A 25,532-nucleotide genomic window follows, 5' to 3' on the forward strand; every position below is an offset into this window, starting at 1 on the left:
TGGACTCGCACTTGGTCACACCGCGCCGGTGCCAGAGTCGTCGAAAGGAACCCCGTGCTGCGCACCCACTTGGCTGGTTCGCTGCGAAGCGAGCATGCCGGTCAGACCGTCACTCTCACCGGCTGGGTGGCGCGGCGGCGTGACCATGGTGGGGTGATCTTCATCGATCTGCGCGACGCGTCCGGTGTGGCCCAGGCCGTGTTCCGCGAGGGTGAACCTGCCGAGCAGGCACACCGGCTGCGTGCGGAGTACTGCGTGCGCGTCACCGGCACCGTGGAACCGCGGCCGAGCGGCAACGAGAACCCGGAACTGCCGACCGGCGCCATCGAGGTGAACGTCACCGAACTCGAGGTGCTGAACGAGAGCGCCCCGCTGCCCTTCCAGCTGGACGAGCAGCCGGGTGAGGAAGCGCGCCTGAAGCACCGCTACCTTGATCTGCGCCGCGAGGGCCCGGCACACGCCATCCGGCTGCGGTCCAAGGTCAACGCGGCCGCCCGCGAGGTGCTCGGCCGCCACGAGTTCATCGAGGTGGAAACCCCGACGCTGACCAGGTCGACGCCCGAGGGCGCGCGCGACTTCGTGGTGCCCGCCCGCCTGCAGCCGGGCAACTTCTACGCCCTTCCGCAGAGCCCGCAGCTGTTCAAGCAGCTGCTCATGGTCGGCGGCATCGAACGCTACTTCCAGATCGCGCGGTGCTACCGGGACGAGGACTTCCGCGCCGACCGCCAGCCGGAGTTCACCCAGCTCGACATCGAGATGAGCTTCGTACGCCAGGAGGACGTGATCCTGCTGGCCGAGGAGATCCTGGTCGCGCTGTGGAAGCTGATCGGCTACGAGATCCAGACCCCCATCCCGCACATGACCTACGCCGAGGCCATGCGCCGGTTCGGTAGCGACAAGCCCGACCTGCGTTTCGGCGTGGAGATCACCGAGTGCACCGACTACTTCAAGGACACCCCGTTCCGGGTGTTCCAGGCGCCTTATGTCGGCGCGGTGGTCATGCCGGGCGGTGCGAGCCAGCCGCGGCGCCAGCTCGACGCCTGGCAGGAATGGGCCAAGCAGCGCGGCGCCAAGGGTCTGGCGTACGTGCTGGTGAACGAGGACGGCACACTGGGCGGCCCGGTCGCGAAGAACCTCACCGAGGCCGAGCGCGACGGCTTGGCCAAGCACGTCGGCGCGGTTCCGGGTGACTGCGTGTTCTTCGCCGCGGGCGCCGCGAAGGCGCAGCGCGCGCTGCTCGGCGCGGCGCGGGTCGAGATCGCCCGCAAAGTCGGTCTCATCGATGCGGACGCCTGGTCGTTCGTGTGGATCGTGGACGCGCCGCTGTTCGAGCCGACCGTCGAGGCGACCGCTAGCGGTGACGTGGCGGTGGGCCACTCCGCCTGGACCGCGGTGCACCACGCCTTCACCTCGCCGAAGCCGGAGTCGCTGGACACCTTCGACACCGACCCGGGCTCGGCGCTGGCCTACGCCTACGACATCGTCTGCAACGGCAACGAGATCGGCGGCGGCTCGATTCGTATCCACCGTCGTGACGTGCAGGAACGGGTCTTCGACGTGATGGGCATCAGCCCGGAGGAGGCGCAGGAGCAGTTCGGCTTCCTGCTGGACGCCTTCGCCTTCGGCGCGCCGCCGCACGGCGGCATCGCCTTCGGCTGGGACCGGGTCACCGCACTGCTGGCGGGGGAGGACTCGATCCGCGAGGTCATCGCGTTCCCGAAGACCGGCGGCGGTGTCGACCCGCTGACCGACGCGCCCGCGCCGATCAGCGAGCTGCAGCGCAAAGAGGCGGGTCTGGACGTCAAGCCGGAGCAGAAGAAGGGCGAGCGCGCCGAGACCGCCTCGTAGCGGGCGCTCGCGCGAACGGTACCTTCTGGGCAGTTACGCCTGCCCGACCGCGAGGAAACCCGTTGCTGCACTTGCGCCTGATCAGCCCGCCGGATCTCACCGACGAGGTGCTCGCGGTACTCGCCGCCGATCCCGGGGTCACGCACGTGACCCTGGCCCGCGGTGCCGCGCTGGAGCCGAAGGGCGATCTCGTCCAGGCGGACGTGGCTCGTGAGGCCGCCAACGACGTGCTCGACGACTTGACCGCGCTGGGCGTCTGCCGGTCCGGCGGGATGACGCTCACGCCGGTCGAGACGGTCCTGTCGGAGGCGGGCGAGCGCGCGGTACACGAGGCGCCCGGTGATCCGAGCGACGCGGTGGTGTGGGAGGAACTGCTCGCGCAGACGCATGAGGAGTCGAGCCTCAACGCGACTTTTCTCGCGTTCCTGACGATCGCCTGCCTGCTCGCGGCCGTGGGCGTCGCGACCGATTCGCCGGTGACGATCGTCGGCGCGATGGTCGTCGGCCCGGAGTTCGGTCCGCTCGCCGCTTTCGCGGTCGCGTTGGTGCGCAGGGACTTCGGCCTCGCCCGCCGCTCGGCCCTCGCGCTCGCGGTGGGGTTTCCGGTGGCGATGGTGGTCACGTTGGTGGCCACGGTGGTGTGGGAACAGGTCGGCTGGATCACCATGGACGGGGTGAGCGGCGTCGAGCAGGTCGACTTCATCTATCAGGTGGGCCCGTTCTCCCTGGTCGTCGCGCTATTGGCGGGCGCGGCCGGCATGCTCTCGCTCGTGACGGCGAAGTCGGCCGCGCTGGTCGGCGTGTTCATCTCGGTGACCACCGTGCCCGCGGCCGGATTCGCCGTGGTCGCGGCGACCTTGGGGGAGTGGCGGGTGGCGTTCCTGTCCGCGGGCCAGCTGGCGGTGAACATGGCGGGCATCATCGTGGCCGGGATCATCGTGCTCCAGCTCCGGCCGCGCGCGGGCAGCGAGGCCGGTACGGTGGAGCGGTTGAAGCGCTGGATCGGCATGCGCGCACCGGCCGAGAAGTGAGCGGCCTCACGCCGCGGCGACGGTGCCTCCGGTGAGCACTCGGTAGGCATAGGTCACCGCGATCACGGAGACCGGGCCCGCGATCAGCAGGCCGAGACCGCACAGCAGCGTGCCCAGGAACGTGATCACCAGCACAGCCAGCGCGAGCAGCAGTACCTGCACGGCGTTGGCGACCACCAGCGTGAAACTGGACTTCAGCGCCTCGAACGGACCCTGGTCCTGATCGACGACGAAGTGCAACGAGAACATGCACAGCCATCCGGCGATCAGTCCGGGAAGCAAGCAGAGCGCCGAGCCGAGGAAGGTCAGCGTGAATGCCAGCAACGCGGTGAGCAACACGTTGCCCGCGTTCACGAATCGAAAGTATGCGCCGAAAGGCGGTGGGGTGCCGTCGGTTTCGTACAGTGCGCCGCGCACCATCGCCGCCTGCAGCAGCCACACGCCTGCCATGACCGCCAAGAAGATCAGCAGCAGCGGCAGCATCGACGTCGGGTCGGTGAGCTGAACGACGACCACGAACGCCAAGTAGATGACGAGGCCCACCGCGGTCACCCCGAACCACGGCCCCGGATTGGCCCAGAGTCGCGCCCAGCCGTAACTGAGCGCCCGGCCCACGTCCAGTCTGCCGGGACCGGTGGAGACCTGCTGGTAGCCGTAGATCGGCTCCTGCGCGGGCGCGGGGCCGGACGGCGCCCAGCCCGGCCCGGTGCCTTGCGGTCCGTAGCTGGGGTGCCCCGCGCCCACAGGCGGCGGCGGCTCCAGCGGTTCGTTGCCGTAGTGCGCCGCGCCGGGGCCTTCGAACTGCGGATATCCGGCCGGACCCGCCATCTCGTGGCGGGCGTGGCCGGTCCCGGGGCCGGGAGCCTGCGGATTCGGGCTCTCGTGCTGCCCGGGCCTGGCCGCGAAGCGTTCGTCGTCGTTCGGCAAGGGAGCGCCGCCACCTGATTGTTTGGGTGCGGAGGGCGGGATCTCGGTCATGCGTAGACCTTTCCACTCAACTGGTTTGCGGTGTGGCGCAGGGCAGTTGACGATGAGAAAACCCGACGGGTGCGGAGGTGTCAAGCGACCTGCGGCCGCCGTCCGGCCATGCCGTAGACACGCCGAGCGACGCGGAAAGGTTGTGTAACCGCTCGCTAGAAGTGACCCCATGCGAGTACTTTGAGAGGCGATGACCGCACTATTGGCCGAACGCGCCGCCGAAGTCGTGTCCGCAGCGCAACAGTTGCTCACAAAGCGAATGGGTGCTCCGGTAAAGCTGAGCGATCCGATCGAACTCAGCGGTAGTGGTAGGACGACGGTCCTACGCGTGCGTGTAGCGGAGAACGCCTTTTCATTGCCGCGAACCCTGATCATCAAGCAGGTCCGCGGCGCGGCGCAGGATCGCCGGACCGGCGGCTTGGCGCCCGGGGTGGCCAGCGTCGACTCCGCGTTCCTCCGCGAGACGGTGTCCTATCAGTTCACCACCGCGTTGAGCCGGGAGCACCGGCCGGGCGCGTACCTGGTCGCGCACAGCCTTCCCGACCGTCTGCTGATCCTCAGTGACCTGGGTGAGAACTCCCTGCTCACCGCCGTGCTCCGCTCCGGGGCCGAGCCCGCGGGCCGCAACGCCCTGATGGCGTTCGCTCAGGCGCTGGGCCGGATGCATGCCGCCACCGTCGGGCGCGAGGCGGACTTCGTCGCGCTGCTGCGCCGAGTGGACGTGGTGCACCGGGTGGACGGCATCGCCCAGCAGGCCGAGTCGGCGATCGCCGAGGTGCCCGGTCTGCTCCAGCGTGAACTGGGCATCGAGGTGCCGGGCGAGATCGCCGAGCGCATCGTGCGCGGCAACCGGCTGTACTCCGCGGGCCGTTTCCGCGCGTTCAGCCCGTCGGACCTCTGCCCGGACAATGTGATCTTGAACGAGGAGGGAGCTCGCTTCCTCGACTACGAGTGGGGCGGGTTCCGCGACGCCACCTTGGACATCGCCTACGCGCTGGTGTCCTTCCCTGGCTGCCTGTGCGATGTCGAGCTCTCGCGTGAGCGCGCGCGGCAGATGGTCGAGGCCTGGCGCGCGGAGGTCGTGGGCGTGTGGCCCGCGCTGGCCGATGACGACCAGCTGGCCGAACGCATCCTGGAAGCTCGGCTGATCTGGGTCTGGCTGTCAACTTACTGGTTCCTGCCCGCCGATCACACCCGTATCGCGGCTGCCAGGGAGCACGGGCTGTCGGTGCCGCGCTCGGCGGCGCTGATCAACCGCTGGGCCGCGCTCGCCGAAGACGCGCGGTGCACGGGTGACGACATCGTGGGAGATTTCGCCGAGGACGTATCGGCGATGCTGGAAGAACGCTGGGGCGAGTAGGCCGCGCACCCGGGGGCTGCTGCCTCCGGAGACGGCGCGCGGCCGCCCCGCGCTAGCCGAGCGGGACCTGCCGCGGCTCGATCCGTCCCCCGCTGCGCACCGCGAACGAAGCGCCGTAGCGTACATCGGAATTCGGGTCCGCCACATCCAGCAGGTAGTACCAGTCCATCTGCGCGTGGTCGGGGGTGATCTCCAGCACGCCGTAGCCGTGCGAGTCCAACTCCACATAACGCAGATGGCGGTTGACCGTCTTGATCGCTTCGGCGATCGGAGCGGAATTCGCGTGGACCATGTCGCCGATGCTGGTCGAGGTCACCGACGGCACCACGAACTCGGCGCCCGCCGTCATGCCGCCCGGGTAGCTCGCCGCGTCCACGGGGAGATCGGCGGCCCACGAGGAGTGGATGTCCCCGGTCAGGAACAGCACGTCGGAAATCTGCTGATCGATGATGGCGCGGAACAGCCTGGTGCGGTCGGCGGTGTAGCCGTCCCACTGGTCGCCGTTCAGCGACGGACCGGACTGCGGGACGCCCATGGTGCTGGTGATCGCCGCCGTTGTGGCGGGCTCGAGCGGCGGGAAGACCAGCGGGGCGATCATGACCGAGTTGCCGACCAGCTTCCACCGCACCGGCGCGGAGGCCAACCCCGCGGTCAGCCATTCCATCTGCGCCTTGCCGGTGATGGTGCGCGCCGGGTCGTCGGCCTCGCGCCAGTTCGCGCCCGGCTTCGCCTCCTGGTCGCGGTAGCTGCGCAGATCAAGCATGGTGAGCTCGGCCAGGGTGCCGAAGCGCAGCCTGCGGTAGATCCGCACGTCGGCGCCGGAACCGGACGCCCGGACCGGCATCCACTCCAGATAGGCCTGCGCGGAGGCGGCGCGCCGGTCGGCCCAGCTGCCCTCGGTGGCGGGATCGTGATTGTTCGCGCCGCCGGACCAGGAGTTGTCCGCGGATTCGTGGTCGTCCCAGGTGCAGATGAACGGCAAGGTGGCGTGCAGGCCGAGCAGATCCGGGTCGGTCTTGTACTGGGCGTGGCGGATGCGGTAGTCCGCCAGGCTGACGGTCTCGTTGGCCGGATCGTGCGGGCGTACGGCGCCGCTGCGGCCCCCGTACTTGCCGCGGCCGTACTCGTAGATGTAGTCGCCCAAGTGCACGATCGCGTCCAGGTCGGTGCGGGCGGTCAGGTGACGGTAGGCGCCGAAGTAGCCCGCCTCCCAGTTCGAGCACGACACCACGCCGAACCGAAGGCGATCCGGTGTGTCCGCCGTGGCGGGCGCGGTCTTGGTGCGGCCCACCGGAGAGGTCTGGCCCAGGGTGGTGAATCGATAGAAGTACTCGACACCGGGAGCCAGGCCGGAAACGTCGACCTTGACCGTATGGTCGGAGTCCGCCGAGGTCGTCACGGCGCCGGACGCGGCGACCGAGGCGAACCGCTCGTCCGCCGCGACTTCCCACCGCACGGTCGCCGGGTCGCCCAGGCCCGAGCCGGGCGTCGCGTCGTCGGAGACGGTCACGCGGGTCCAGACGATCACGCCGTCGGCAAGCGGGTCCCCCGAGGCCACGCCGTGCCGGAACACCGGTGTCGCGGCTTCGGCGTCACCGGCGCCCAGCACCGCGGTGGCGGTGGCGGCGGCCGCGCTGCCCTTGAAAAGAGTGCGCCGAGCGAAGTGCGCGGTGGACGAGGGATCTGAAACGGATACGTTTTCAGGCACGGGTACCGATCCCATCCGAAGTACCGGCGACACGCAACTCCGTCTGTCGCCGCGCCGGTCGAGACCGCGCGGCCGCACCGGAGACGCATCCGGGAACGGCATGTCGTGCTGTCGGTGCGCCTCGGTAACGTTCTTGTCGTGAGCGATGGTTTGTTCGACGTGCCCGGAGCCGCGGTGCCTCCGGAGCATTCGATCGACACCGTGGTGCGCCGGGACGCGGGTGCGCCGCTGGCCGTGCGCATGCGCCCGGCCACGCTGGAGGAAGTGGTCGGACAGCAACATCTGCTCGGTCCCGGTTCGCCGCTGCGCAGGCTGATCGAGGGTTCGGGCGCCGCGTCGGTATTGCTGTACGGCCCGCCCGGCACCGGCAAGACCACGCTCGCCTCGCTCCTGTCCCAGGCCACCGGCCGCCGGTTCGAAGCGTTGTCGGCGCTCTCGGCCGGGGTCAAAGAGGTGCGCGCGGTCATCGATGTGGCGCGGCGCAGGTTGGCTACGGGCGAGCAGACCGTGCTGTTCATCGACGAGGTCCACCGTTTCTCCAAGACCCAGCAGGACGCCCTGCTCGCCGCGGTGGAGAACCGCATCGTCCTGCTCGTCGGCGCGACGACCGAGAACCCGTCGTTCTCGGTGGTGTCGCCGCTGCTGTCGCGCTCACTGGTGCTGCAACTGCGGTCGCTCACGGAAACCGACATCCGCGAGGTGCTCGCCCGCGCGATCACCGATCCACGCGGGCTCGACGGCGCGTATACGGTGACCGAGGCCGCGCTCGACCACATCGTCCGGATCGCGGGCGGTGACGCCCGCCGCGCGTTGACCGCTCTGGAAGCGTCGGCGGAGTCCTCGCTCGACGGCACCGTCGACGTGGACCTGGTCGAAGCCAGCGTGGACAAGGCCGCCGTCCGGTACGACCGCGCCGGCGACCAGCACTACGACGTGATCAGCGCGTTCATCAAGTCCATCCGCGGTTCGGACGTCGACGCCGCGCTGCACTACCTGGCGCGCATGCTGAGCGCGGGGGAGGACCCGCGCTTCATCGCCCGGCGGCTGATGATCCACGCGAGCGAGGACATCGGCATGGCCGACCCGATGGCGTTGCAGACGGCGACCGCCGCCGCGCAGGTCGTGCAGCTGGTCGGTCTGCCAGAAGGCCGCCTCGCGCTCGCCCAAGCCACCATCCACCTGGCCACGGCCCCGAAGTCCGGCGCCGTCGTGGCCGCGATCGGCGCCGCCATGGCCGACGTCGCGGCGGGCAAGGCGGGCCCGGTTCCGCCCCACCTGCGCGACGGTCACTACCCCGGCGCGGCGGCGCTCGGCAACGCGCAGGGCTACAAGTACCCGCACGACGACAAGGACGGCGTGCTCGGCCAGCAGTACCCGCCCGACGAGCTGGTCGGCGTCGACTACTACCACCCCACCGACCACGGCCACGAACGCGAGATCGGCCCCAGGGTCGACAAGCTGCGCCGCATCGTCCGAGGCTGACCGGCCCGGTACGAGGCGTACTGTGTCGGTATCGGTGCATCCGACAAGGGGCGGAACGAACTGGAGGTTCCCGTGGCGGCGCCAGTGAACAGGCCACAGATGCTCGTCAGTGAGTTCGAGGAACTCGCCGAGAATGCCGGTGAGACGGTGCGACTGGAATTTGTGTTCGGGAGGGTGGGGGTCAAGGCTGTGCCGGAGGGGGACCACGACGAGGTCATCCGTTGGTTGACGCGCCATTTCCTTCTGCAACGACCGGAGATGTGGCTGTATCCGGAGCGCGGTTTGCAGGTCGAGTCGTACCGAAAGGGGCGAGTGCGTCCGGACGGGGTATTGGCACCTGACGGAAGTTTCGCAGGCGAGGGCGAATGGGCCGACCCGGCGAAAGTTCTCATGATCGTGGAAGTGACGTCGTATGACACCGACACCGATCGTCGGGATCGAGTCGAGAAGCCGCGCGCGTATGCCGAGACCGGCATCCCGGTCTACCTTCTCGTGGACCGGGACAGCTGCGAGTCAGTCGTGTTCAGCGAGCCGGAAGACGGTGTCTACAGCAAGACTGTGCGACGGGCATTCGGGAAGACTGTCGAACTGCCTGATCCGGTGTGTATGACGCTGGATAGCGAGCCGTTGCGGGGTTGGGTTCGCTGACCGGTCGCGGGGACGCGACGGGAGCCCGGTCGATGAATATTCGCGTGCGCGGCACCGGTAGGCTGGGTATTCGTGCAGACCCACGAGATTCGACGGCGTTTCCTGGACCATTTCCTCCGTGCCGGCCATACCGAGGTGCCGAGTGCCTCGCTGATCCTGGCCGACCCGAACCTGCTGTTCGTCAACGCGGGCATGGTCCAGTTCAAGCCGTACTTCCTGGGTCAGGAGGCGCCGCCCTACCCGCGGGCGACCAGCGTGCAGAAATGCGTGCGAACCGGCGATATCGAAGAGGTCGGCGTCACCACGCGGCACAACACCTTCTTCCAGATGGCGGGCAACTTCTCCTTCGGTGATTACTTCAAGGAGGGGGCGATCACCCTCGCCTGGGAGCTGATCTCCAAGCCGCAGGACGACGGCGGTTACGGGTTCGATCCCGAGCGGATCTGGGTGACCGTGTACCAGGACGACCCGGAGGCCGCCGAGATCTGGAAGCGGGTCGCGGGCATACCCGAGGAGCGCATCCAGTTCCGCGACGGCAAGGACAACTACTGGGACATGGGCGTGCCCGGCCCCGGCGGACCCTGCTCGGAGATCTACTACGACCGCGGCCCCGAGTACGGCCGCGACGGCGGGCCGGTCGCCGACGAGGACCGCTACCTCGAGATCTGGAACCTCGTGTTCATGCAGGACATCCGTGGTGAGTTGAGCCCCAAACTCGGGCACTCGCCGGTCGGGTCGCTGCCGAAGAAGAACATCGACACCGGCATGGGCGTCGAGCGCATCGCGCTGCTGCTGCAGGGCGTGGACAACGTCTACGAGACCGACCTGCTGCGCCCGATCATCGACAAGGCCGAGGAACTGACCGGACGCTCCTACGGCGTCCAGCACGAGGACGACGTCCGCTTCCGCGTGATCGCCGACCATGCTCGTACCGCCGCCATGCTGATCGCCGACGGCGTGAACCCGGGCAACGACGGCCGCGGGTACGTGCTGCGCCGCCTGCTGCGCCGCATCGTGCGCTCGGCCCGCCTGCTCGGCGCCGAGAAGCCGGTGATGAGCGAGTTCATGAAGGTCGTAAGCGACCTGATGGCCCCGTCCTACCCGGAGCTGGCCACCGACTTCCGCCGCATCGATACCGTCGCGGTCGGCGAGGAGACGGCGTTCCTGAAGACGCTGAACACGGGCTCCGCCCTGTTCGACAACACCGCCGCCGCGGTGAAGGCCCACGGCGGCAGCACGATCGCCGGGTCGGACGCGTTCACCCTGCACGACACCTATGGCTTCCCGATCGATCTGACGCTGGAGATGGCCGCGGAGGCCGGGCTGTCGGTCGACGAAGAGGGCTTCCGCTCGCTCATGTCCGAGCAGCGTCAGCGGGCCAAGGAGGACGCGCAGGCGCGCAAGCACGCCCACGCCGACCTCACGATCTACAAGGAACTGGTCGACCGCGGCGCCACCGAGTTCACCGGCTTCGACGAGCTCACCTCCGAGGCCACCGTGCTCGCCCTGATCGCCGATGGCGTGCGGGTGCCGACGGCGACCGTGGGGCAGGACGTCGAGGTCATCCTGGATCGCAGCCCGCTCTACGCCGAGGCGGGCGGCCAGATCGCCGACCGCGGCTCCATCACCGCCTCGTCGGGATTGAAGCTGCGCGTGAACGACGTGCAGAAGATCGCCAAGAAGCTGTGGGTGCACAAGACCACGGTGGAGCACGGCCAGATCACCGAGGGCGACGTCGTGCTGGCGCAGGCCGACCCGTCCTGGCGGCGGGGTGCCACGCAGGGCCATTCCGGTACGCACATGGTGCATGCCGCCCTCCGGCAGGTGCTGGGCCCGAACGCCGTGCAGGCCGGTTCGCTGAACAAGCCGGGATACCTGCGTTTCGACTTCAACTGGCAGGGCCAGCTGTCCGAGCAGCAGAAAGCCGACATCGAGGCCGTCTCCAACGACGCGGTCGGCGCCGACTTCCCGGTGAACACCTTCGTCACCGATCTGCCGAAGGCCAAGCAGATGGGCGCGCTGGCCTTGTTCGGCGAGAACTACGGCAACGAAGTGCGCGTGGTGGAGATCGGCGGCCCGTTCTCGATGGAGCTGTGCGGTGGCACGCACGTACAGCATTCCTCGCAGATCGGCCCGATCACGGTGCTCGGCGAGTCGTCGGTCGGCTCCGGCGTGCGTCGCGTGGAGGCGTTCGTCGGCTTGGATTCCTACGCGTACCTGGCCAAGGAGCGCGCGCTGCTGGCTGGTGTCGCCTCCGCGCTCAAGGTGCCCTCCGACGAGGTGCCCGCTCGCGTCGAGCAGCTGGTGGAGCGGCTCAAGGTGGCCGAGAAGGAGCTCGAGCGCACGAAGATGGCCGCCGTGCTGTCCTCGGCGGGCGAGTTCGTCGAGAAGGCCGAGCGGATCGGCCGGCTGCTGCTGGTCGCCGTGGCCGCGCCGGAGGGCGTGTCCGCGGGCGATCTGCGCACGCTGGCCACCGACATCCGCGGCCGGTTCGGCAGCGAGCCCGCCGTGGTGGTACTGCTCGGCAACGCCGACGGCAAGGTGCCGTTCGTGGTCGCGGTGAACAAGCCCGCTCAGGAGCTCGGCATCAAGGCGGGCGATCTGGTCGGTAGCTTCGGCCCGAGTATCGCGGGACGAGGCGGCGGCAAGCCGGAGATGGCGCAGGGCGCGGGCTCGGACCCGTCCGGCATTCCGGCCGGCCTGACCGCGGTCCGCGCGCGGGTGGCCGAACTCGCCGGGTGATGGGCGGCCCAGCGGAACCGGAGCGGTCGGCGCCCCGCGGCGCCGACCGGCCGCATCCGGCCACCGACCCCGGTCGGGGCAGGCGGATCGGCGTCGACGTCGGCAGTGTCCGGATCGGGGTCGCCGCGAGCGATCCCGACGGCATCCTCGCCACCCCGGTGGAGACCGTGCCGCGCGCGAAACCGTCCCGGCGATCGGCTCCCGCACCCGATATCGAAAGAATTGCCGAAATTGTGCGGGAGTACGAGGCAGTCGAGGTAATCGTCGGATTGCCGCGAACATTACGCGGGGAGAAGGGCACTGCGGCTACGCTGGCCAGCGCATTCGCTGAGAGATTGCGGGCTGCTGTCGGGTCGGTGCCGGTCCGGCTTTCCGACGAACGTTTGACTACGGTGTCAGCTGCACGTGCATTGCGGGACAGTGGAGTTCGCGCGCGTGGCCAGCGGCAGGTGATCGATCAGGCGGCGGCCGTGTCGATCCTGCAAGGATGGTTGGACGAACGGAGTGCGGTGTTGAGGTCGGTGGAAGCGGGACGTCCTGTGTCGTCCGGGGACGATGCATGACGGATCGGTGGGCGCGGGCCGAGGAACTGTTCCGACAGCGCGAAGCTGATCGGCGTTACCGGAGAGACGACCGGGCCTGGGGCGAGTACGACGGCGACCGGTACGACGACTACGACGACGACACGACCGTCATCCCCCGCTACGTCGACGACGAGGAAGAGCCGGAGCCCGCGCCGCCGCCACCGGCCCCACGGCGTGGCGGACAGCGCCCCAGGACGACGCGTGTCGAGGAGCCGCGCCGCTCGAAGCGCGCGGAGTCGAAACGCGCCCGGCCCGAGCGCTCCGGCCGCTCGCAGCGCGGCAAGCGATCCCGGGTCGCCTCCCGCAAAGCCGCCGAGCGCAAGAAGCGCCGCCGGAACCTATGGTTCGTCGCGGGTGTCTTCATCCTTCTCTTCGCCGGCGCCGTGATCTTCGCCGGGATGAAGTTGGTCGCCAGTATGGCTCCGCCGAAAGACTTCGCGGGACCAGGGGGACCGCTGGTGGTGGTGCAGGTGCATCCGGGCGACACCTCCCAGCAGATCGCGTCGACGATGGTCGAGCGCGGCGTCGTGGCGAGCTCGGGCGCGTTCTTCCAAGCGGCCGTGCGCAATTCGAACATGAACACGGTGCAGCCCGGCTTCTACGCGATTCCCAGCCAGAGCCCCGCCGCCGAGGCGGTGTCGGCGCTGGTGAGCAAGTCCTCGCGGGTCGGCAATCTGGTCGTCTCCGAGGGACGGCTGCTGCACGACCAACACGACATGAGCACCGGCGGGCGGTACGACGGCATCTACCGCAAGATCGCGGAGGCCAGCTGCATCGGCACGGGCACCAATCAGAAGTGCGTGAGCTACGAACAGCTCGATGCCGCGGGAGCGAGCCTGGACCTGGCCGCGCTCGGAGTGCCTGCATGGGCGATCCAGGGTGTCAAGGACTGCCCGGACCGGACACGGCAGCTGGAGGGCCTGATCGCCGCGGGCACATGGGATTTCGATCCGAGCGGGACGCCTGCGGAGATCCTGCGGCAATTGGTGACCGCGAGTGCCAAGAGCTATGAGTCCACCGGACTGCTGCAGTCCGGCGCCGACACGAAACTGACGCCGTACCAGACGTTGGTCGCCGCCTCGCTGGTGGAACGCGAGGCGAAGCCCCAGGACATGGGCAAGGTGGCACGGGTGATCGTGAACCGGCTGCGGGTCGATCAGATGCTGCAGTTCGACTCGACGGTGAACTACACCCTGGATCGCACCGAGGTGGCGACCACCGACGCCGACCGCGCCCAGGAAACCGCCTGGAACACCTATGCGATGCGTGGCCTGCCCAAGACTCCGATCGCCGCGCCGTCGTTGAACGCTCTGCGTGCCATGGAGAATCCGGAGCAGGGGCCGTGGCTGTACTTCGTCACCGTCGACAAACAGGGCACCACCCTGTTCACCGACGACTATCAGGAGCATCTGCGCCTGATCGCACGGGCGCAGCGCAGCGGCATCCTCGACAGTTCCAAGGACAGCGGTGGCCGGTAATCGCAAGGCGGCGGTGCTCGGGAAGCCGATCGCGCACTCGCGATCGCCACAGCTGCACTTGGCCGCGTACCGCGCGCTCGGACTGGACTGGAGCTACGAGCGCCTCGAATGCTCGGCGGAGCAGCTGCCCGGGCTGGTCGACGGGCTCGGGCCGGAATGGGTCGGGCTTTCGGTGACCATGCCCGGCAAGGAAGCGGCACTGGCCTACGCCGATGAGCGCACCGACCGGGCCGTGTTGGTCGGATCGGCCAACACCTTGGTCCGCCGCGACGCGGGCTGGCTGGCCGACTGCACCGACGTGGACGGTGTGCTCGGAGCGCTGCGCGGCGGTGGTGTCACCGACCTGACCGAGGGCGTGGTGCTGGGGGCGGGCGGCACCGCGCGGCCCGCCCTGCTGGCGTTGTCGGAGCTGGGCGCGAAGTCGGTGACCGTGGTCGCCCGGGACGCCGGGCGGGCGCGCGGCGCGCTGGAACTCGCCGAGCGGCTGGGGATGATCGCGTCGCTGGCCGGTTTCGATGCCGGGGCGCTGCGTACGATCTGCGCGGCCGCGGGAGCCGTGGTGAGCACCATTCCCGCCACGGCGGCGGCGGTGGTCGCCCCCGCGGTAGCCGAGGCGCCGGTGGTGCTCGACGCGATCTACAACCCCTGGCCCACCCCGCTGGCCGAGGCGGTGGCCCGGTCCGGGCACACGGTGGTCAGTGGTCTGCAGATGCTGCTGAACCAGGCGTATGGGCAGGTCGAGCTGTTCACCGGGCAGGCAGCGCCGCGCGCGGAGATGGCGGCGGCGCTGGACGAGGGGCGTCGATAGCCTTCTCACCAGCGGTGCGTCTCCGCTCTTTCCGCTGCCGTGATCGCCGGTTATGCTGTCCTCCAACGCGTTTCAACGGGAGGGGTAGCGTTGTGTTGATTCGACTCGGAGTCACCGTCGCGATGGGGATCGCGGCATCCGCGTTCGTCTTCGCCGGACAGTCGGCGGCGAAAGCCGATGGCTGCGCATCGGCGCAGCCGACTTGGGGGTTCCAGTGCGTGGCCGCGGCGTCGAACGTCGCGCTGGCGAACTGCATGAAAGAGGCGCCGCTGTGGCACAAAGACGGGAAGTGCATTCAGCGGAACGACGGTAGCGGTAGGTACGACCTCTGGATTCCATCCAACTGAGACACGCAGGGCCGTAGTCGCTGCCGAGAAACACGGCTATGGTGTTTCGCATGAATGCTTGGTTGTTGCGGGCCGTCGTGCTCGGCGCGCTGGTGGTGGCGTTGCGTGCCGGGCTCGGGTTCGCGATGGTGTACTGGCCGACACACGGGGCACTGATGCGCATCCTGTGCCTGGTCGTGCTGGTCGCGGCCATCGCGGCCTGGGGTGTGCTGGACGGTCGCAGGGACCGCGTCGAGAGCGGGGACGCCGAACGCGGCGCCGATCTGACCATGATGTGGCTGAAGGCCGCCGTTGTGGGTGGTGTCGGCAGCGGCCTGGCGTCCTGGATCCTGGACTGGGCTCCCCGGTTCGATCTCGGTGACAACGGCCTGCTGTTCGAACTCACGGCGGGCGCGGCGTTCATCATCCTGCTGATCTTCGTGCCCGCGCTGATCGGTGTCGGCGTCGGCCGGATGCTGGCCGAGCGGCAGAACGGCAAGGGGCGCTCCACCCCGCCGTCGCTGTACTCCGCCGCGGGCAGCGCGATCTGATTCCACGAGAAAACGGCGCGCCCGCAGCGGGCGCGCCGTTTTCGTCTCTCGCGGCCGCCGCGGGCTAGAGCAGCACCGCGCCGCCGCTCGGACTGTCCTCCCGCGCGATCGCCGAGTAAGCGGCGGCCAGCAGGGCGGGATCGGGTCCTTCCAAGCGTCCGGGTTTGGCCAGGCCGTCGAGCACGACGAAGCGCAGCACGCCGGAGCGGGTCTTCTTGTCCGTCTGCATGGCGTCCAGCAGCTGAGGCAGCGCGTCGGCGTCGTAGCTGGTCGGCAGGCCGACGGCGGACAGGATCGCGCGATGACGGTCGGCGGTGGCGTCATCGAGACGACCCGCGAGACGACCGAGCTCGGCGGCGAACACCAGTCCGACGGAGACCGCGGCGCCGTGCCGCCACCGGTAACGCTCCCGCCGTTCGATCGCGTGCCCCAGGGTGTGACCGTAGTTCAGGATCTCGCGGAGGCTGGATTCCTTCAGATCGGCGGCGACGACGTCGGCTTTCACCTGGATCGCGCGACGGATCAGCTCCGGCAGCACCTCGCCGGACGGGTCGAGGGCGGCCTCCGGGTCGCGCTCCACCAGCTCCAGGATCACCGGGTCGGCGATGAAACCGGCTTTGATGATCTCCGCCATGCCCGCGACGATCTCGTTGCGCGGCACCGTCTCCAGGGTGGCCAGGTCGACCAGCACGGCGGCCGGCTCGTGGAAGCAGCCGACGAGATTCTTGCCCGCCTCGGTGTTGATGCCGGTCTTGCCGCCGACCGCCGCATCGACCATCGCCAGCAGCGTGGTCGGTACGTGCACGATCCGCACCCCGCGCATCCAGGTGGCGGCGACGAAACCGGCCAGATCGGTCGCCGCGCCGCCGCCGAGGCTGACCACGACGTCGTTGCGGGTCAGGCCGATGCGCCCCAGCACCTCCCAGCAGAAGCCGGCGACCGCTAGTTCCTTGCCCGCCTCGGCATCCGGGATCTCGATCCGGTGCGCGTCGATACCGGTGTCGGCCAGCGCCTTTCGCACCACTTCGGCGGTCTCGGTGAGCGGCGGCTGATGGAAGACGGCCACGGTGCGCACACCTTTGGTCGCGCTGTGGACGGACTCGACGAGTTCGCCGAGCAACCCGCGGCCGATGATCACCTGGTACGGGTCGGCGGTCCGGACTTCGAGACGACTCGGCTCTGTCACGTGGCTTGCTCCGATTCTGTTGTTGCTGTTGTCGACTGCTGCCGCGCCCGGGAGCGGGCGCGGCGTGCGCGGGCGCGCCGGGATCGGCTGCCCGCCGCCGTCTCCCCGTTGCCCGCCCCGCCCTCGGCGTCGGGTTCGCTCGTGACGCTCCTGCGGCTGCGCCGGGAGCGCACCGTGGCGGTCACCGCCGCTTCCGCCGCGGCGCCGGTCGCGGTGTCGGTGGTCTCGGACTGATCGGCGGTCTTGCGCCGCGACGCCGCTCTTGCCCTCGCACGTCGGCGGGCCCGGGATCGGCTGCTGCCCTGCGGGATTCCGCTCGGCGGCGGCCGGAGATCCGTTTCGGCCGGTTCGACCGGCTCCATACCGAGCTTGGTCATGATCATCCGCACCACGCGGCCGGGACTGCGGCCGTCGGTACGAACCCGGACGGTCGCCACTTCCCGGTACAGCGGCCGACGGGTACGCATCAGTTCCCGGTACTTCGCGCCGGGGTCGGCGCCGTTGAGCAGCGGCCGCTGCGTGCTCGCGCCGGTGCGCCGAAGACCCTCCGCGATACTGATCTCCAGGTAGACGACGGTGCGGCCGCGCAGGAGTGCCCTGGTGTGCTCGGACAGCACGGCACCGCCGCCGAGCGAGACCACACCGCGTTCGGCGAGGACGGCGCGGCGCACCACCCGCTCCTCGATCTTGCGGAATTCGGGCTCACCGTCTTCGGCGAATATCTCCGGGATCGTGCGACCGGTCTCCCGCTCGATGCCGGCATCGGTGTCGTACAGCTCGACGCCGAGTTCCCTGGCGAGCTTGCGGCCGATCGTGGATTTCCCCGCCCCCGGCGGTCCGACCAGCACCACGCGCGGGGCGCGCGGATCGGTCTGCACGATCATTGCGACCGACTGTCCGCGGGCACGTGCGGGCGAGTGCTGATGCGCTTGACGTAGCTGGTGATGTTCTCGACGGTCTCGGTGAGCGAGTCGCCGCCGAACTTCTCCAGCGCGGCCTGCGCGACGACCAGCGCCACCATGGATTCGGCGACCACGCCCGCGGCGGGCACGGCGCAGACGTCCGAGCGCTGATGGATGGCGACGGCCTCGTCGCCGGTGGTCATGTCGACGGTGGACAGCGCGCGCGGCACCGTGGAGATCGGCTTCATGGCCGCGCGCACGCGCAGCGCCTCGCCGTTGGTCATGCCGCCTTCCAGTCCGCCGGCGCGGTTGGTGGAACGCAGCACGCCGTCGGGGCCGGGGCGCATCTCGTCGTGCGCCTGGCTGCCGCGGCGGCGCGCGGTCTCGAAACCGTCGCCGACCTCGACGCCCTTGATGGCCTGGATGCCCATCAGTGCGGCGGCGAGCCGCGCGTCCAGTCGGTTCTCGCCGCTGGTGAACGAGCCGAGGCCGACCGGAAGTCCCGCCACGACCACCTCGACAACGCCACCGAGGGTGTCGCCGTCCTTCTTGGCGGCCTCGATCTCCGCGATCATCGCGGCTTCGGCGTCCTTGTCGAAGGCACGCACCGGGCTCTCGTCCACCGCGGCGAGATCGGCGGCGCCCGGCACGAGGCCGGAAGTGTTCTGCGCCGCGCCGATCGACACGACGTGCGAGACGACCTCCGCGCCGAACGCCTGGCGCAGGAAATTGCGCGCGACGGTGCCCGCCGCGACGCGCGCGGCGGTCTCCCTGGCGCTGGCGCGCTCGAGCACGTTACGGGCGTCGTCGAAGTTGTACTTGAGCATGCCGGAGTAGTCGGCGTGCCCGGGCCGGGGCCTGGTCAAGGGTGCGTTGCGGGCCAGGTCGGCGAGTTCGGCCGGATCGACCGGATCGGCGGACATCACCGTGGTCCACTTCGGCCACTCGGAGTTGGCCACCTCGATGGCCACCGGGCCGCCCATGGTGCGCCCGTGCCGCACGCCGCCGATGACGGTGACCTTGTCGGCCTCGAACTTCATCCGGGCGCCGCGACCGTAGCCGAGCCTGCGACGGGCCAGCTGCGCGGAGATCTCGTCCGACGTGACCTCGACGCCTGCCACCATCCCCTCCAGGAGGGCGACGAGAGCGGGACCATGGGATTCTCCGGCAGTTATCCAACGCAGCACATTGTTCATCTTCCCATGTCGACGCCCGTGCTCCGGAACGTGGCCCGCCGTGACGAACCGCACGCCGGGGAGCCCGGGTACCGCGGGCCGAGGCGCTCAGCGGGCTATGACAATGGGGCGGTCCACCGAGCGGAGCAGCGCGTCACCGACCGAGCCGAACAGCAGTCGCCGCAAAGTTCCTCGGCCGCGGTTGCCCACCACCAGCAGCTGGCCGTCGCGGGAGCGTTCGAGCAACCCTCGCTCCGGACGGTCGCGGACGACCTCGCGCCGGATGGTCAGCTCCGGGTACTGCTCCTGCCAGCCGGCCAAGCTGGTCGCGAGCAACGCCTCTTCGGTCCGGCGCAGGGCGGCCCAGTCGGTGCCGATCGCCGCCAGCGGCTCGACCTCACCCCAGGTGTGCACGGCCACCAGTTCGACCCCGCGGAGCGGCGCCTCGGTCGCCGCGACCCCGATGGCGGCCTGCTCGGCGGTGGAGCCGTCCACGCCGACGATCACCGGGCCGGTGGTCGCCCGGTCCCACAGCGGCGTCTCGGCGGGCACCACCGCCACGGGGCATTCGGCGTCCCTGGAGACGGCGGTGCTGACCGAGCCGAGGAGGACACGCTGGACGCGGCCGATCCCGCGGGTGCCGACCACGAGCATCGCCGCGCTCCGGGAGCGTTCGATGAGGGCGGTGGCGATGTGCGCCGTGCGGATCTCGGTGCCGATGGTGATGTCGCGCACGGTGTGCGCGGCCGCCACGGCGGCGTCCGCCGCGCGCTCGATCGCCTCGTCCGCCTCGCGCACCCGCAGCAGCGCCGCCGGACGCGGGGGATCGTCGTCGTCGGAGCCGAGCGAGGACTCCACGACGAGCGAGATGTGCAGCGGAGCGTCGTGCAGCGCGGCGGTCTGCGCCGCCCAGCGGACCGCGACGATCGATTGCTCCGAACCGTCGGTTCCCACGACGATCGGTCCCCGCGACGGATGCCTCGGATTCACTGGGCGGCTCCTTCTCGACGCTGCTTCCGCGGTACTGGCGCACTCGAGGGGCGACTTCTCCGAGGCGCCGCATCTCGAGCGCTGACGTGGCGGCGGGTCGGAAAGTCGTTGCCCGCGATTGATGCTACCGATGAATTGCTATTGATTTGCTGGCTTTGTGCGGCGTCCAGCGCGGTCCGGCGGCATTCTGGTGGCGTCGGGCGGAGCGGACTCAGGTCGAGTCGAAGACCGACGACAGTAGGGCCAGCAATGTCGCCAGACACATCGCAGGGCCGTGCGGCACGGTGAGCGCGCTGTCGCCCGGGTCGGCGGGGCGGGAGCCGAATGCGCGTCGGCGGACCAGTGCTCCGAGCGCGACGCATGCGGTGAGCGCCGGTGCTCCGAGTGCCGCCCAAACCCACGGACGGGCGCCGCCAAGGGCGGTCGCCCCGCCCAGCATCACCGCGAGCTTGACGTCGCCCGCGCCCAGCGCGGCGGGCGCGGCGAGGTGCACCAGCAGGTACGGCGCCGAAAGCAACAGCGCGCCAAGCAGAGCGGCGGTGAAATGCTTTGTGTGCAGGGCATATCCGAGCACGACCAGCGCTCCGGAGCCGGTCAGCCGGTTCGGGAGGCGTCCTTCACGCAGGTCGAACGTCGTCAGTGCCGCGCACCAGACGGTGAGCGCGGCGCACGCGAGTGGAGTCATGGCTCCACCTTCGCGCGGTTCCGGCGCGGATCATCCGCTCCGGCCCGGAATGTGCACAACCGGTTCGGGTGTGAACAGGCTATGAGTCAGTAGTCCTCCGACTGTTGAGAAATGCTGGGCCGCAATATTTTCGGGCGAAAATCGATGATTCGACAGCCGCGGACGGCCATGCCGATCACGCGTTGGCTGTCGGTGTGCGGTGTGTCGGCGGTAGTTTTGAGACATGTGTGCTGATCACCAGGGTCATGTGCCGGATTACGCGGCGCGGCGTGGCGCGCTGCGCAGCCTGCTGGTGGAGAACGGGGTGGACGCCCTGCTGGTCACCGATCTGGTGAATATCAGATACCTGACCGGGTTCACCGGCTCCAACGCGGCGTTGCTGGTGCATTCCTGGGACACGCGCACCGCCGAGGACCGGACCGTGATCGGCACCGACGGCCGGTATCGGACCCAGGTCGCCGATCAGGTTCCCGATCTGCGGGCCGAGATCGCGCGCGCTGCCGCCCGGCGGATCGTGCAGCTGGCCGGTGAGTGGCAGGTCGGCCGGGTGGGTTTCGAAAGCCATGTGGTCACCGTCGACCAGCATCGCGGTTTCCTCGAACAGCGCACCGGCCTGGAGTTCGTCGCCTCGCCCGGGCTGGTGGAGCAGTTGCGCATGGTCAAGGACGCCTACGAAGTGGATCAGTTGCGGGCGGCCTGCGCGGCGGGCGATGCCGGTCTGGCCGCGCTGCTGGAGCGGGGCGGACTGCGTCCGGGCCGCACCGAGCGTCAGGTGGCCAGGGAACTGGAATGGGCCATGTTCGAACACGGCGCCGAAGCTGTTTCGTTCGAGACCATCGTGGCGACCGGCGTGAACTCGGCTGTCCCGCATCACCGCCCGACCGACGCCGTGCTGGCCGCGGGTGATTTCGTCAAACTGGACTTCGGCGCGGTGGTGGGCGGTTACCACTCCGACATGACCCGCACCTTCGTGCTCGGCGCGCCGACCGACTGGCAGCGCGAGGTGTACGCGCTGGTCGCCGAGGCGCAGCGGGCCGGGCGGGAGGCACTGCGCCCGGGGGTCCCGGTATCCGACGTGGACGCCGCGTCGCGGGCGGTGATCGAGGCGGCAGGGCACGGCAAGTTGTTCGTGCACGGCCTCGGCCACGGGGTCGGTCTGCAGATCCACGAAGCGCCCGGAATCGCGAAAACCGGAACCGGTACACTTCTGACTGGCGTGGCGGTGACCGTCGAACCAGGTGTGTACTTTCCCGGCCGCGGCGGGGTCCGGATCGAGGACACGCTCGTGGTGCGCGAAGGGGGCCCGGAGCTGCTCACCCACACCAGCAAAGACCTGACCGTCGTCGACTGACGCCGGTCTGCCCGAGACCAAGCGGTATAACGAGGAGATCCGAAGACAGTGGCGGATACCAGCGACTTCAAGAACGGCCTTGTGCTGAAGATCGACGGTCAGCTCCAGCAGATCACCGAATTCCAGCACGTCAAGCCGGGCAAGGGCCCCGCGTTCGTGCGGACCAAGCTGAAGAACGTCGTGTCCGGCAAGGTGGTCGACAAGACCTTCAACGCCGGTGTGAAGGTGGAGACCGCGAACGTCGACCGCCGCGACATGACGTACCTGTACCACGACGGCACCGACTACGTCTTCATGGACGGCGAGACCTTCGACCAGATCTCGATCGCCGAGGAGACCATCGGCGACGGCGCCCGCTTCCTGCTGGAGAACATGACCGTGCAGGTCGCCACGCACGAGGGCGCGCCGCTGTACGTCGAGCTCCCGGTCTCGATCGAGCTCGTGGTCCAGCACACCGACATCGGCCTGCAGGGTGACCGCTCCACCGGCGGCACGAAGCCCGCCACCCTGGAGACCGGCGCCGAGGTGCAGGTGCCGCTGTTCATCAACACCGGCGACAAGCTGCGCATCGACTCGCGCGATGGCAGCTACCTCGGCCGGGTCAACGCCTGAGCCGCGGGCCGGCCGATCCCGGAATGATGTGACCGTGGCTGACCAGCCCGTGGACAAGAAGTCCACGTACAAGAAGCTCGGCGCGCGGCACAAGGCCCGCCGCCGTGCGGTCGACCTGCTGTTCGAGGCGGAGGCCAGGGACGTCGACGCCGCCGACCTGCTCGACGAGCGCGCCGAGCTCGCCGCCCGCGACCAGTCGGTCGCGCCGGTGCACGCCTACACCCGGACATTGGTCGAGGGTGTGGCCGACGATCTCGACCGGGTGGACGGAACGATCGAGTCGTACTTGCAGGACTGGACCTTGTCGCGGCTCCCGGCCGTGGATCGCGCGATCCTGCGCATCGCGGTCTGGGAGCTGTTCCACGCGAGCGACGTGCCTCCGGTCGTCGCCGTGGACGAGGCGGTGGAGCTGGCCAAGGAGCTGTCCACCGACGACTCCCCGTCCTTCCTGAACGGCGTGCTGGGGCAGGTCGTCCTGGTGGCGCCGCAGGTGCGCGCCGCCGCTGCCGCGACGAGGGCCCCCCGCCCGGAGCCCGAGGCGTGAACAAGTACCTCGTCCTGGCGATGCGCACACCGCGCTTCGATACGGCCGTGATCGAGCCGCACCGGCGGTTCCTGCAGTCGCTGCAGGAACTGGGGCAATTGCAGGAGAGTGGCCGCTTCACCGACGGCACCGGAGGCGCGTACATCATCTACGCCGAAAGCCTCGACGCCGCAAGGGAAATCGTGTTCACCGATCCGGTGCACACCACCGGGTCCTCGGAACTCACGATCTACGAGTGGGAAGTCACGGCGCCGAGCTGACTTCGACTGCGCGTCGGAGCGTGCGCGGGCTTCCCGGCTCGGTTCGTGTTCCCGCGCGGCAGCGTGAGGCCGGGTACGCGACGTCCGTGCAACTCCTACCGCAGACCGCGCATGGCTCCCGCTGGTGGGTGTACGGATGCCCAGCGGGAGCACCGGAACCTGGGTTCCGCGCGGAGACCGAACCTGGACGTGCGTCTCGATCCTGTCTCGACAGTATCCTCGTACCTCGACCGCACTCGAGGTCAAGCGAGGCGCTGACTCGCGGGTGTCTCGGCGGCTAACTCGTCATCAGCAGCGCTGTGACCGCGCCTGCGGTGGCGACCGTCGCGAGCGCGGCACCGGTCAGGACGAAACGTCGCATGGGTACCCGTACGCCGTGCATGCGGCAGAACTCCAGGCACAGCAGTGTGGCGAGCGAGCCCCACGGCGTGACGATCGGGCCGACATTGGTGCCGATCAGCAACGCGAGGAGTTGATCGCTGTTCTGCGCGGGGATCACCGCCTCGCCCGCGGTGTAGGCGGGCAAATTGTTCGCGACATTGGACAGACCCGCACCCGCCGCGGCGGCTCGGAAAGCGCCGGACGCACCCGAGTCGGTGCCGATCAGAGCATGCATCGAGTCGCCGAGGCCGAATCGGCTCAGGGTTGGCACCACCAGGAACAATCCGACCACGAACACGAGCAGCTGCCACGGGATGAGCGAAAGCCGCAACGCGCCGCGATCGAACACGGCGAACGCCGCCAACGCGATGAGCGCCGCGACCGTCGCCGCGACGCCGATCCGGTCGCCGACGACGGGGATCGCGACGATGAACAACAGACAGGCCCCGGCTGTCGTGTAGAACAACGAGCGCTCCCGGAAGTTCACGGGCCGGATCGGCTCGGGCGGCACGTAGCGGTCGGTTTCCCGGCGTCCGCGCCGCCAATACCACACCCACAGGCACACCGTCGTCGCGGTGATCGAGACCATCTGCGGCGCCAGCATTCTGCTCGCGAATCCGGTCGCGGTCAGTGCCACCCGGTCGGCGGCGAGCAAATTCGTGAGATTGGAGACCGGTAGCAGCAGGCTCGCGGTGTTCGCCAGCCACAGGGTGGTCATGGCCAGCGGCAGTGGCGGGATCCGAGCGGGTGCGGCGAGTGCCAGCATGACCGGGGCGATGAGCACGGCTGTGGTGTCGAGGTTCAGCAGCACCGTGGTCGCGGAGGCGAACAGCACGCAGAGGCCGAACAGCGCCGGGTAATGGCCGCGACCGAGTATCGCGAGGCGATGGGCGATGGCGTCGAAGACCTTCGCCTGCCGGGTGAGCTCGGCCAGCACGATCACGCTTGCGAGAAACAGCAGTAACGGGCCGATGCGGCGCATGTTCGCGGCGGCCTCGTCGCGGGGCAGGAGGCCGGTGAGCACGCACAGCAGACCGGCCGCCAGCAGGGCGAGCCGGACCCGGTCCAGGACGCTGAGCCGCCGCTCGGAGGTGGTCGCGGGCGGGTTCCGTCTGGAGGAATCGACCAGTTCGGGCACGAGTGCCATCATGGCAGCCCTTCGTTCGCGTTCCTTCCCGGCCGAGACGGGCCACGGCAGTCCTCGCTTACCCATTGAACGTACCGTTATTCGATGGTACGTTATGCGGGTCACACAGGTCGGACGTCGGTTCCGGCACAACCGGTCCCATTTTTCGGGTGGAAAACGTTGTGTCCGACGCAATCTCGGTGTTCGTCCGCCGTAGAGCCAAGGATGTATTGCCCATGAGCCTCGTCATCGGACTGGTATTTCTGTTCATCCTGGTCGGAGGCAGCCTACGGTCGGCCGAAGCCGGCTGTCAGAACACGTTGATGAACCACATGAAGAACATGTGGCTCTGCGCGGTGATCTCGTATGCCGTTGCGCTGACCGGCTTTTCGATCTTCCTGGCGCTCTCGTCGAAGACGCCGTGGCCGACGCTCGACGACGTTCGGAACATGCCGTGGTGGGCGCCGTTCGGCGGCCTGCTGGGCGGCGCGGCGGTGATGGGGATGATCGCGGTCGCCCGGCATGTCGGCGTGGCGACCTTCAGCGCGCTGGTGATCGTCGGCGAGATGGTGGTCGCCGTGATCATGGATCACTTCGGACTCATGGGATTCGAAGAACGATCCGCCAGCGTCCCGCGTCTGGTGGCCTGCGGGCTGATCACGCTCGCGATCTACCTGATGGCCGATGAGCCCGCGGGCGACGAGCCCAGGGTCAGCGTCACCTGACAGCAGTACCCCACCGCTGCCGGTTTCAGCCATCCCACTCTTCGCACCCTC

General features: G+C 69.3%; 23 protein-coding genes and 1 pseudogene. 16 read left to right on the forward strand and 8 right to left on the reverse strand.

Annotation, left to right across the window (positions count from 1 at the left end; translation table 11 throughout):
- Nucleotides 1-54 precede the first annotated feature (54 nt).
- Both aspS and ABZ824_RS04945 read left to right on the forward strand, forming a co-directional pair.
- On the forward strand, nt 55-1,848 hold the full coding sequence (aspS, locus tag ABZ824_RS04940; RefSeq protein WP_356961679.1) for an aspartate--tRNA ligase: 1,794 nt from the start codon (nt 55-57) through the stop codon (nt 1,846-1,848).
- Nucleotides 1,849-1,910: 62 nt separating this feature from the next.
- The gene (locus tag ABZ824_RS04945; RefSeq protein ID WP_356961680.1) at nt 1,911-2,879 is read left to right on the forward strand and encodes a DUF389 domain-containing protein; all 969 of its coding nucleotides are present in this window, start codon (nt 1,911-1,913) and stop codon (nt 2,877-2,879) included.
- Nucleotides 2,880-2,885: 6 nt separating this feature from the next.
- On the opposite strand, the gene ABZ824_RS04950 is transcribed toward ABZ824_RS04945, so the two are convergent.
- Entirely contained in the window at nt 2,886-3,857 is a 972-nt protein-coding gene (locus ABZ824_RS04950; protein ID WP_356961682.1) for a hypothetical protein, read from the reverse strand.
- A 190-nt stretch (nt 3,858-4,047) separates the two neighbouring features.
- Here ABZ824_RS04950 and ABZ824_RS04955 point away from each other — a divergent pair, with 190 nt between their 5' ends.
- Nucleotides 4,048-5,217: a kinase gene (locus tag ABZ824_RS04955; RefSeq protein ID WP_355070564.1), complete on the forward strand. Its 1,170-nt coding sequence runs from the start codon at nt 4,048-4,050 to the stop codon at nt 5,215-5,217.
- A gap of 52 nt (nt 5,218-5,269) precedes the next feature.
- On the opposite strand, the gene ABZ824_RS04960 is transcribed toward ABZ824_RS04955, so the two are convergent.
- Nucleotides 5,270-6,925 carry an alkaline phosphatase D family protein gene (locus ABZ824_RS04960; RefSeq protein ID WP_356961683.1) on the reverse strand — a complete coding sequence of 552 codons (1,656 nt, stop codon included), beginning with the start codon at nt 6,923-6,925 and terminating at the stop codon, nt 5,270-5,272.
- A gap of 138 nt (nt 6,926-7,063) precedes the next feature.
- Here ABZ824_RS04960 and ABZ824_RS04965 point away from each other — a divergent pair, with 138 nt between their 5' ends.
- The 8 genes from ABZ824_RS04965 to ABZ824_RS05000 all read left to right on the forward strand — a co-directional run bounded on the left by ABZ824_RS04965 (nt 7,064) and on the right by ABZ824_RS05000 (nt 15,544).
- A complete protein-coding gene (locus ABZ824_RS04965) occupies nt 7,064-8,407 on the forward strand; it encodes a replication-associated recombination protein A (RefSeq protein WP_355070568.1) in 1,344 nt (447 codons plus the stop codon).
- Between the two features lie 72 nt (nt 8,408-8,479).
- A complete protein-coding gene (locus ABZ824_RS04970) occupies nt 8,480-9,055 on the forward strand; it encodes a Uma2 family endonuclease (RefSeq protein WP_355070570.1) in 576 nt (191 codons plus the stop codon).
- Between the two features lie 72 nt (nt 9,056-9,127).
- Nucleotides 9,128-11,797, forward strand: coding sequence for an alanine--tRNA ligase (alaS, locus tag ABZ824_RS04975; RefSeq protein ID WP_356961684.1), 2,670 nt, complete (start codon nt 9,128-9,130; stop codon nt 11,795-11,797).
- Entirely contained in the window at nt 11,797-12,360 is a 564-nt protein-coding gene (gene ruvX, locus ABZ824_RS04980) for a Holliday junction resolvase RuvX (protein WP_356961686.1), read from the forward strand. The genes alaS and ruvX overlap by 1 nt, the downstream gene beginning before the upstream one ends.
- Nucleotides 12,357-13,859 (forward strand): endolytic transglycosylase MltG, encoded by a 1,503-nt coding sequence (mltG, locus tag ABZ824_RS04985; RefSeq protein WP_356961687.1) that lies wholly within the window; start codon nt 12,357-12,359, stop codon nt 13,857-13,859. The genes ruvX and mltG overlap by 4 nt, the downstream gene beginning before the upstream one ends.
- A complete protein-coding gene (locus ABZ824_RS04990; protein WP_356961689.1) occupies nt 13,849-14,667 on the forward strand; it encodes a shikimate dehydrogenase in 819 nt (272 codons plus the stop codon). The genes mltG and ABZ824_RS04990 overlap by 11 nt, the downstream gene beginning before the upstream one ends.
- Before the next feature lie 122 nt (nt 14,668-14,789).
- A complete protein-coding gene (locus tag ABZ824_RS04995; RefSeq protein ID WP_355070580.1) occupies nt 14,790-15,014 on the forward strand; it encodes a hypothetical protein in 225 nt (74 codons plus the stop codon).
- Nucleotides 15,015-15,064: 50 nt separating this feature from the next.
- Nucleotides 15,065-15,544 (forward strand): B-4DMT family transporter, encoded by a 480-nt coding sequence (locus tag ABZ824_RS05000; RefSeq protein ID WP_355070582.1) that lies wholly within the window; start codon nt 15,065-15,067, stop codon nt 15,542-15,544.
- Nucleotides 15,545-15,608: 64 nt separating this feature from the next.
- Here ABZ824_RS05000 and aroB read toward each other — a convergent pair whose 3' ends face one another.
- From aroB to ABZ824_RS05025, 5 genes and pseudogenes are all read right to left on the reverse strand, one after another.
- A complete protein-coding gene (gene aroB / locus ABZ824_RS05005) occupies nt 15,609-16,730 on the reverse strand; it encodes a 3-dehydroquinate synthase (protein ID WP_355070584.1) in 1,122 nt (373 codons plus the stop codon).
- Between the two features lie 365 nt (nt 16,731-17,095).
- A pseudogene (locus ABZ824_RS05010) lies at nt 17,096-17,614 on the reverse strand (shikimate kinase); the annotation flags it as partial.
- Nucleotides 17,611-18,819 carry a chorismate synthase gene (gene aroC / locus ABZ824_RS05015; protein ID WP_356961691.1) on the reverse strand — a complete coding sequence of 403 codons (1,209 nt, stop codon included), beginning with the start codon at nt 18,817-18,819 and terminating at the stop codon, nt 17,611-17,613. The gene aroC and the pseudogene ABZ824_RS05010, both read right to left, overlap by 4 nt.
- A gap of 96 nt (nt 18,820-18,915) precedes the next feature.
- Nucleotides 18,916-19,797: a universal stress protein gene (locus tag ABZ824_RS05020; protein ID WP_356961693.1), complete on the reverse strand. Its 882-nt coding sequence runs from the start codon at nt 19,795-19,797 to the stop codon at nt 18,916-18,918.
- A 211-nt stretch (nt 19,798-20,008) separates the two neighbouring features.
- Nucleotides 20,009-20,482 (reverse strand): prepilin peptidase, encoded by a 474-nt coding sequence (locus ABZ824_RS05025; RefSeq protein WP_356961694.1) that lies wholly within the window; start codon nt 20,480-20,482, stop codon nt 20,009-20,011.
- Between the two features lie 223 nt (nt 20,483-20,705).
- Here ABZ824_RS05025 and ABZ824_RS05030 point away from each other — a divergent pair, with 223 nt between their 5' ends.
- From ABZ824_RS05030 to ABZ824_RS05045, 4 genes are read left to right on the forward strand one after another with little or no spacing between them, the layout of a single operon-like run.
- Entirely contained in the window at nt 20,706-21,833 is a 1,128-nt protein-coding gene (locus ABZ824_RS05030) for a Xaa-Pro peptidase family protein (protein WP_356961696.1), read from the forward strand.
- Between the two features lie 48 nt (nt 21,834-21,881).
- On the forward strand, nt 21,882-22,445 hold the full coding sequence (gene efp / locus ABZ824_RS05035; protein ID WP_355070592.1) for an elongation factor P: 564 nt from the start codon (nt 21,882-21,884) through the stop codon (nt 22,443-22,445).
- Between the two features lie 34 nt (nt 22,446-22,479).
- A complete protein-coding gene (nusB, locus tag ABZ824_RS05040) occupies nt 22,480-22,989 on the forward strand; it encodes a transcription antitermination factor NusB (RefSeq protein ID WP_355070594.1) in 510 nt (169 codons plus the stop codon).
- On the forward strand, nt 22,986-23,249 hold the full coding sequence (locus tag ABZ824_RS05045) for a YciI family protein (protein ID WP_356961697.1): 264 nt from the start codon (nt 22,986-22,988) through the stop codon (nt 23,247-23,249). Before nusB ends, ABZ824_RS05045 begins: the two co-directional genes overlap by 4 nt.
- A 277-nt stretch (nt 23,250-23,526) precedes the next feature.
- On the opposite strand, the gene ABZ824_RS05050 is transcribed toward ABZ824_RS05045, so the two are convergent.
- Nucleotides 23,527-24,843, reverse strand: coding sequence for an SLC13 family permease (locus ABZ824_RS05050; protein ID WP_356961698.1), 1,317 nt, complete (start codon nt 24,841-24,843; stop codon nt 23,527-23,529).
- Here ABZ824_RS05050 and ABZ824_RS05055 point away from each other — a divergent pair.
- Entirely contained in the window at nt 24,843-25,481 is a 639-nt protein-coding gene (locus tag ABZ824_RS05055; protein WP_356961699.1) for a DMT family transporter, read from the forward strand. The two genes, ABZ824_RS05050 and ABZ824_RS05055, sit on opposite strands and share 1 nt — an antisense overlap.
- Nucleotides 25,482-25,532 lie beyond the last annotated feature (51 nt).

The organism is Nocardia sp. NPDC047038, assembly GCF_040644075.1.
In the GTDB taxonomy this organism is placed as follows: Bacteria; Actinomycetota; Actinomycetes; order Mycobacteriales; family Mycobacteriaceae; genus Nocardia; species Nocardia sichangensis.